Below are 7,362 nucleotides of genomic sequence, written 5' to 3'. Positions count from 1 at the left end.
CGATCAGCGAACAGCACAACACGAACGGACGTTCGCACTACGACGCATGGTCTCGTCGGTGATGCGACTGTGCGCGCTCAACGCGTCGACGGACTCGTTGCGGAAGCTCAAGCGCACGTACGCGACGGTGATCGACCGCGACACTGGTTGCGACGAGTTCGACAGAGCACTCGCGGGCGCACGGGCGAAAATCAGCACCGAACGCGACGGCGACCACGTTCAGTTGCGCGCAACTGATCTGGAGCTCTGCGACGAAGTCATCCGTAGACACGGCGACCGGCTCCGGTACGCGATTGATCAGCAGCGCTGGTTCAGCTACGCCGACGGCCGATGGGACTCCGTGGGCGGACACGATATTGCCCAGAAGCTCACGCAACAGACGATCCGTGACGTGAACGCGTATCAACAGCGTGCCGACGGCACGAAGACCGATGCCACGTCATGGCTCCACGCGCCTCGCGTGTGTCCAGCGCGCTGGATCACGTGCGGCGCACCGACGCAACGCAGGTCCACGCGGCGAGTTCAACAGCGACAGCAACTTGTTCAACGTCGCCAACGGCACGATCGAGCTGACCACGGGACAGCTACGCGCACACGATCCGGCGGACCTGATCACGCAACAGAGCCCGTGGAGTATCGACCGGATGCCACGTGTCCGCAGTTCGACCGTTTCCTGCGTGAGGTGCAACCCGATGCCGACATCAGGTCGTACTTGGCGCGGCTGTTCGGTTGCGCGCTGCTCGGCGACGTGCGCGAGCACAAGTTCGCGGTGCTCACCGGCACCGGACGCAACGGCAAATCGGTGCTCGTGAAGATCATCAGTGCGGTGTTCGGCGAGTACGCCACCGGCGTCAACAAGGAACTGCTGACCTTGAGCCGCCACGAGGGCCATCTCACGGCGGTCGCATCGCTGTACGGTCGTCGGCTCGCGGTGGCCCAGGAACTCGACCGAGACGCTCGATGGGACGTGTCGCGCGTCAAGGAGCTCACCGGCGGCGACCGGCTCACCGCGCGACGCATGCGAGAAGACGAGTGGAACTTCGAGCCGTCGCACACATTGGTGATGACGAGTAACCACGCGCCCAACGTGGGCTCCGGGGAGCACGCGTTCTGGTCTCGATGCGATCAGGTGCCGTTCGAACAGTCGTTTGAAGGTCGCGAGGACCCGCTGCTGGCTCAGCGGATCATCGACACGGAGTCATCCGGAGTGCTCGCCTGGCTCGTGCGCGGGCTCCACGAGTACCTGCGAACGGGCCTTGGTACGCCGGACGCCGTGCGCGAGGCGACACGTGAGTCCCGCGAGGACTCGGAGCCGCTGCTGCGGTTCGCCGACGAGTCGCTGGAGATCACCGGCGACCCGAACGACGAGCTTCCGACGAAGCTCGTCTGGGACCGGTGGCAACTCTGGTTGGCTACACAGAGTGACATTATCCGGTCCCCGAAGTACGCCAGATTCAGCCGGGAGCTCCGAGCGGCAACTGCAGCACGCGGAGGTTCAACTGCAGCACTTGAGCTTGCTCGGGCCGTCACGGCGGCCAGACGTGCGTCTCGCTGCTCCGAGGCTGTCGACTCAAGCCGAGTGCTGCAGTTGGCGCTGCAGTTGACGACACTCCCACGGAGTCAACTGCAGCAGACGAAACCGCTGGTCACCTAGCTATTGAGGAGGTTGCTGCAGTTGATGCAGTTGAAACCGGCATCAGCAAGAACGTAGAGAGAGAGGAGTTGTATAGTGCCGACGCTATACAGAACAGCTACAGCGCTGATAATGGCAGCGAACTGCAGCAACCACAGCAACCGGTCACGCAGCCAGCCGTGGAACCGATACGGTCGGTCGTCACACACAGCGACGTGAAGCCGAAACCTGGCACCATCGCGCACGCGATCGCCGAGTTCGCCGCCGACACGCTGACGCGCGTCGACGACGACGACGTGTACGTGCACGCACGCGACGTGTGGTCCGCGTGGCTGACGTGGTGCCACGCGGACGGTCGACAGCAGCGCACGGGCGCCTACAGTCGTTCGCACGCGCGATCGGCGCACGTGAGCACAAGCGGACCGGCACCCGGTACGTGTACGGGCGCCGTGGCGCGCTCAGGTGCTCGCGGCCCATGCGCACCACGTCGACACCGACGACAGGACCGTGTCGATCGGTTTGCTCGCCGACGGTCGCGTGAACCCGGACTACCGCGTGACGCCACAGCACGACGAGCGCGGTACCGAACGCGTCACGTACAACGAGTACGAGCGACGCATGAGGCTCGCAGGTGCCTGGCGTGACCACTCGTTCACGCACACGGAGACCATCGAACTGTGAACACATGTGGCGGACCCACGTGATGTCACGTGGGTCCGCCACACGTACGGTTCAGCGGCAGTTCGATCTGCGTCGACACCCGTCATGACCTCCGCGAGGTCCCGGCTCATGGCCGCCACCATCCTGTGCCGAGTTGGTCCTGACATTGCTTCAGACTTCGTGTCGGCCGCCACGTGTGCTAAGGTTCACACGTGAGCGGAACCTGTTCGCCCGTGTTCGTGGACATCGAGAGTCACGACGCTCGCAGCCGGTTCACGATGCCGCCGGACGTGTTCTTTCGACTCGGCGGCCTCTCACGTGATCATCAGTACACGGTGTCGAACTCGTATGAGTCGTTCCGGCGTCTCGTGTCGACGTCGTCGCTGCTCGTTGGCCATAATGTGGTGTCGTTCGATGTGCCAGCGCTCGGCTTCGACGTGCTGTCATGGACCCGTGACCGGCGTGTTTTTGACACGATGATCGCGGCGTCCCTGGTGGACCCGTCCGATGCCGCTCACGCGTCACGTAGTCGCTATTCGCTGGCTGCGGCGACACGCGCGCACGGGCTCGCAGGTAAAACCGGTGACTTGCTGGAGCTGTCGCTTTTACACGGTGGTTTCGGCGGCATACCGGTCGATGATCCGGAGTATCTGGAGTACCTGCGCGGCGACGTGTTGGCCGTGGAGTCGTTGTATCGGAAACTCGTCCCGCTGGTGCCCGACGACGAGTATCTGTGGCGGGAGCACCGAGTGCATGCCGTGTGTTCGCAGGTGCAGTCCGTGGGTCTGCTCGTGGACCAGGACCGTTTGCGTCACCGTGTCGCAGAGGCTGCTCATCGTCGCACGCAACTGGTGAACTGGCTCATCCGTGAGCACGATGTGCCCACGGTGACGAGCACCGGCGAGCCTGCGGCGGCGCCACACGCGACGGCGGCCGGTAAACGTGCACTGGTCGCGGCGTTCGAGAATCTGGGCGTCCATGAGCAGTATTTACCGCTGACGCCGACCGGCGAACCGTCGTTCTCAGCTGACGCGTTGGCCGACATCGCGTCGCAGTATCCGCAGTCTTCGGGCCTGTGTGAGGCGATCGGTGCGCTTGTCGGCGTGCGCAGTGTCTATGACACGGTGGACACGTACGTGCACGATGACGGTCGCGTGCATCCACGGATCACGTTGTTCCAGGCGTCCGGTCGTACGTCGGTGACGCGTCCAGGACTCACGGTGCTCGGCAAACACGAGCGGGACGTGTTTGTTGCGTCACCGGGTCACGTGTTGGTGTCTGCGGACCTGTCGCAAGTAGATGCTCGATGTGTCGCAGCTCACAGTGGCGATCGTGAGTATGCGAAGCTGTTTGAACCCGGCGTCGACGCGCACGAGGTCGTGGCCCGCATGGCCTACGGCGACGCCACATATGACAGTGACCCCGCGCGGTATCGCAAGACCGCGAAGATCATCTCTCACGGCGTCAACTACTCGATGGGTGTTCTGAAGCTCGCCGACAGCGCGGGTGTTCGCAGAAACGAAGCCCAACGTGTCGTGGACACGATCGCGACTCAGTTCCCGAGACTTGCCCAATGGAAGCGCGAGGTGCGTGAAGAGGCCGAGTCCGGTAATCTACTCGACAACGGTTTCGGTCGTCGGATGCGACCGGTTGTCGACCGGTCGCATACACAGGCACCTGCGCTGTATGGCCAAGGCACCGCGCGGGACGTACTGTTCGAGGCCGCCGCGATCCGGATGCCGTTGGACATTCAACGGATGACACGAGCGCTCGTGCACGATGAAGCCGTCTGGGAAATACCGGAAGCCGACGTTGCCGACGTGTGTGCGGAGATCGAGCGGGCGTTCTGTTTCGAGTGGGCACCACCGGGCGACCGTGGCCAGCCGATTCGGTTTGAAGCCGCATGTTCCCGGCCAGCTCACCGGTGGTCGGAGCTGTACTGACGAACCGGCTAAGTGGATCTGTCAGATCTACTTAGTAGCTTGAGCTCATGAGCCGTGATGTAGTCCTGGGGTCATCGAGGCCGTCCGGGGGCTCGATCCTTGCGCCGCGCTGTGGTAGTCTTCACTTAGAGCTCGTCGTTACCTGAACTGCTACCTGAACGCGGAACCCATCGTCATGTACTGGCGGGATATTGGCCACGACGAGTTCGGTGCGATACGTAAGACGGTGCGCCACGTGTGCCGCTTTGCGCCGATGGACGAGCCGGACGTGTTGTCGCGGACGTTGGAACGCATGTCGCGTTGGTACGATCCAGACGTTCACAATGTGTCTGTTGGCTAGGCCTCGCGGCGGGCTGCGAAGCTCGCGTTGGCCGATGTGCGTGCACTCGTCGCCGATCGCGGTGAGCCGACAGAGCTCTCGGGCCACGATGACTGGCTGCCGATGTGGTCTCGGGTGGACCTCGTGTGTCCGGAGTCTGTCGTCACGCGTTCCGATCGTTGGCGTCAGCTCGTCGCGTCGGTGGCGGCCGATTGTGGCGAACCGTGTGCGGCTGTCGTGGACCTTCTATTCCGTGCACAATTGTCGGAACAAGCAATCGCAGACTTGTACGGTGTTAATCGGAATCGTATTCATACTTTGTGGCGCACGGCTCGGAAGTACTTGCGTGAGCTGCTTTCCGTGGAGCCCGGTGACTTCTCTTATTCAAGGAATACTTAAGTGAGGGGGTGATTCGACCATGTCGATTCGGGCCCCTTAAAATGAACTTACGTGGTGCGCGCTCGCGGCTCCGGGACCATGTTCAGGGCAATCAGTTTCCGGTCGAGCCCTCTTGCTCCCTGCTGATTGATGGTCTCAATGACGGGCGCGCACCACGTTCTATGTCTCACACTTCGGCCCCTTTCAGCTTATGACCTGGCTCGACGCACGTCGCAGATACGGCGCTCCGCTTCCGTAGCGTGTGCGCGCGTAGATACTTCGTCGCGACGCGTACACGTGCTATGTGTGCGCGACGACACGCCGCGTGCGCTCCGTGGACCACATCGTCAACCGGCGTTCCGGCGGCACCGATGCGCCGTCGAACCTCGGCGCGATCTGTGATACGTGTCATACGGAGAAGACGCAACGTGAGGCTTTCGCGGGCCGTCAACGCCGCAAGTATCGCGATTCTGTTGCGCATCCGTCGCGCGCTCCATAGTGAATTACGCGCCCGCGCGCGTGTTTAGTTGTATTCCTATTTACTAGTGACTGGGGGGGGTTAACCCCTTTAAGTATAAACATAAAACGGTGTGCATAGGCTCTCATTTCGCACCCATGTGAAAAGTCGCTTACTGTTACCGATTGTTACTGTGCGTAGCATACTGGTGGAGTGTTGAGTAACCGGCAGCTCCTCCGTCTCTAAAACGGATAGTCCAGGTTCGAATCCTGGCACTCCAGCCCACGATGAGGCTTATTCAGGGCCGCCTGGCGGGCTACCTCGCTGCGGTCCCGACCTGGAGAAACACCGCACTTCATGATCACCCTGAATAAGCCTCGATGAGGAGCTGATTGCTCGTGATCCGCTACGAGCGCTTCGTGCCCGATGGCGTCGACGGTCTCGACACTGCGCTTGAGGCGACCGAGGCCCACGTCCGCGAACACTTGCGCGACTGCGTCGGCGACGATGACGCGCACGTCCACATTCATCACGACGAGCACGACGACGGCGTCATGGTCATCGGCGCCGTCGACGCTTCGCCGCGTGGGTACGACGCATGAGCGTCGACTTCGCCAACCGCGTCATAGCGGCCCTCCGTGCGCGAGCCGTCACGGTGCACGTGTAGCCGGGCTACGAGCGCCGTGGCAACGGCCAGACGAGCGACTACCAGGGACTCATCTGGCACCACACGGCGACGCCAGCATCCGTGACACCGCCTCAGGTGCTCTGGAACGGCCGACCGGGACTCCCGGGGCCCTTGTGCAACACGTCCGGCAACGCTGACGGCTCCGTCACCGTGATCGCGGCGCATCCGGCGAACCACGCAGGTGCCTCCGGCGGTAGAGCCATGGGCCCGCTGCCGGTGACGCGCGCGTTCAACAAGTTCGTGTGGGGCCACGAAATCGTGTACCCCGGCAACACGCCGATGTCCGACGCGCAATATAGGTCCGCGATTGAACTCGGCACCGTCATCTCGCAACTGCTTCACCGGCCGAACGCCGAGTGGTGCCGGGGCCACCTGGAATCCAGTATCACCGGCAAATGGGACCCCGGTTGCGGACCCGGTAGAAGCTACGACATGGCCCGCATGCGCGCCGATGTACTCGCACTGATGCGGGGCGCTGATGCCTCGGCAGCATCGACACCGACGTCAAAGAAGGTCAAACCCGTGATGATCGAACGAGAACTGACACACGGCAAGAATTATCTGCGGGTGCCTGCGATGGTCGGCTCCACATCAGCGCTGTTCAAGCGAGCATTCGTCTCGATCACCGGTGAACTCGGTGGAACCATGCAGGTCGCGTTCCAAAAGAACGCACCCAACGACGGACCGCCGCCGGGCACAGGCCCTATCTGGGGTCCCACCGTGTTCCGTAATGCAAGCCGCGTGTGGCGTGAAATCCCCGACGGCACCGAGTTTCTTGACATCGACATCGATCTCAAGGGCCGCAACGGCTCAGTCGCGATCGAGTTCGAACCACGCTGACGAGAGGTCTTTACCATCATGGCTCCCGTGCCCAAGCGCACCGAACAGAAGCACGGCCATCACACCGCCGAAGACAAGCTCGTGCAGAAGGCTCCCGCCGGTGCTGAGCCCGTGTGGCACAAGCCGGACCCCGCGTGGCACCCGCGTGCGCGCGAACTGTATCGAGCCGCACGTGAATCCGGTCAGGCCCGATTCTACGAGCAGTCCGACATCGCGATCCTCTGCTACGTGTGCGACGCGTTGACGCGGTCTCTGCGAGATAACCGGTTCTCCGGTCAGTTGTTCCACTCGGTCATGTCCGCGATGAACGATCTCGCGATGTCCGAAGGCGCGCGCCGTCGCGTGAAGCTGGAACTCCAACGCGACGACGCTGACGACACGAGCGAAGTGGACGCAGCTATTGCTGAGTTGTCACATCAGCATGCGCAGGTCTCCGGCGGCTGA

6 protein-coding genes and 2 pseudogenes are annotated in these 7,362 nt (G+C 62.7%); all 8 read left to right on the top strand.

Annotation, left to right across the window (positions count from 1 at the left end; genetic code table 11):
• Positions 1 to 431 precede the first annotated feature (431 nt).
• A pseudogene (locus KPL59_RS37525) lies at positions 432 to 584 on the top strand (hypothetical protein); the annotation flags it as partial.
• Between the two features lie 44 nt (positions 585 to 628).
• On the top strand, positions 629 to 1,654 hold the full coding sequence (locus tag KPL59_RS37520; RefSeq protein ID WP_226360661.1) for a phage/plasmid primase, P4 family: 1,026 nt from the start codon (positions 629 to 631) through the stop codon (positions 1,652 to 1,654).
• A gap of 441 nt (positions 1,655 to 2,095) precedes the next feature.
• Positions 2,096 to 2,314 carry a hypothetical protein gene (locus KPL59_RS10210; protein ID WP_226360660.1) on the top strand — a complete coding sequence of 73 codons (219 nt, stop codon included), beginning with the start codon at positions 2,096 to 2,098 and terminating at the stop codon, positions 2,312 to 2,314.
• 191 nt (positions 2,315 to 2,505) lie between these two features.
• Positions 2,506 to 4,236: a DNA polymerase gene (locus KPL59_RS10205; RefSeq protein ID WP_226360659.1), complete on the top strand. Its 1,731-nt coding sequence runs from the start codon at positions 2,506 to 2,508 to the stop codon at positions 4,234 to 4,236.
• Between the two features lie 1,001 nt (positions 4,237 to 5,237).
• Positions 5,238 to 5,432: an HNH endonuclease gene (locus tag KPL59_RS37515; protein ID WP_226351344.1), complete on the top strand. Its 195-nt coding sequence runs from the start codon at positions 5,238 to 5,240 to the stop codon at positions 5,430 to 5,432.
• A 356-nt stretch (positions 5,433 to 5,788) separates the two neighbouring features.
• Positions 5,789 to 5,992 (top strand): hypothetical protein, encoded by a 204-nt coding sequence (locus tag KPL59_RS10195; protein ID WP_226360658.1) that lies wholly within the window; start codon positions 5,789 to 5,791, stop codon positions 5,990 to 5,992.
• A 113-nt stretch (positions 5,993 to 6,105) separates the two neighbouring features.
• Positions 6,106 to 6,918: pseudogene (locus tag KPL59_RS10190) on the top strand (N-acetylmuramoyl-L-alanine amidase); the annotation flags it as partial.
• Between the two features lie 27 nt (positions 6,919 to 6,945).
• Positions 6,946 to 7,362 carry a hypothetical protein gene (locus tag KPL59_RS10185; protein ID WP_226351346.1) on the top strand — a complete coding sequence of 139 codons (417 nt, stop codon included), beginning with the start codon at positions 6,946 to 6,948 and terminating at the stop codon, positions 7,360 to 7,362.

Origin of the sequence: Pseudonocardia sp. ICBG1142, from assembly GCF_020496255.1 — a bacterium.
GTDB lineage: Bacteria > Actinomycetota > Actinomycetes > Mycobacteriales > Pseudonocardiaceae > Pseudonocardia.
Note: the sequence above shows the minus strand (reverse complement) of the source record. Positions and strands in the feature narration are given on the sequence as shown.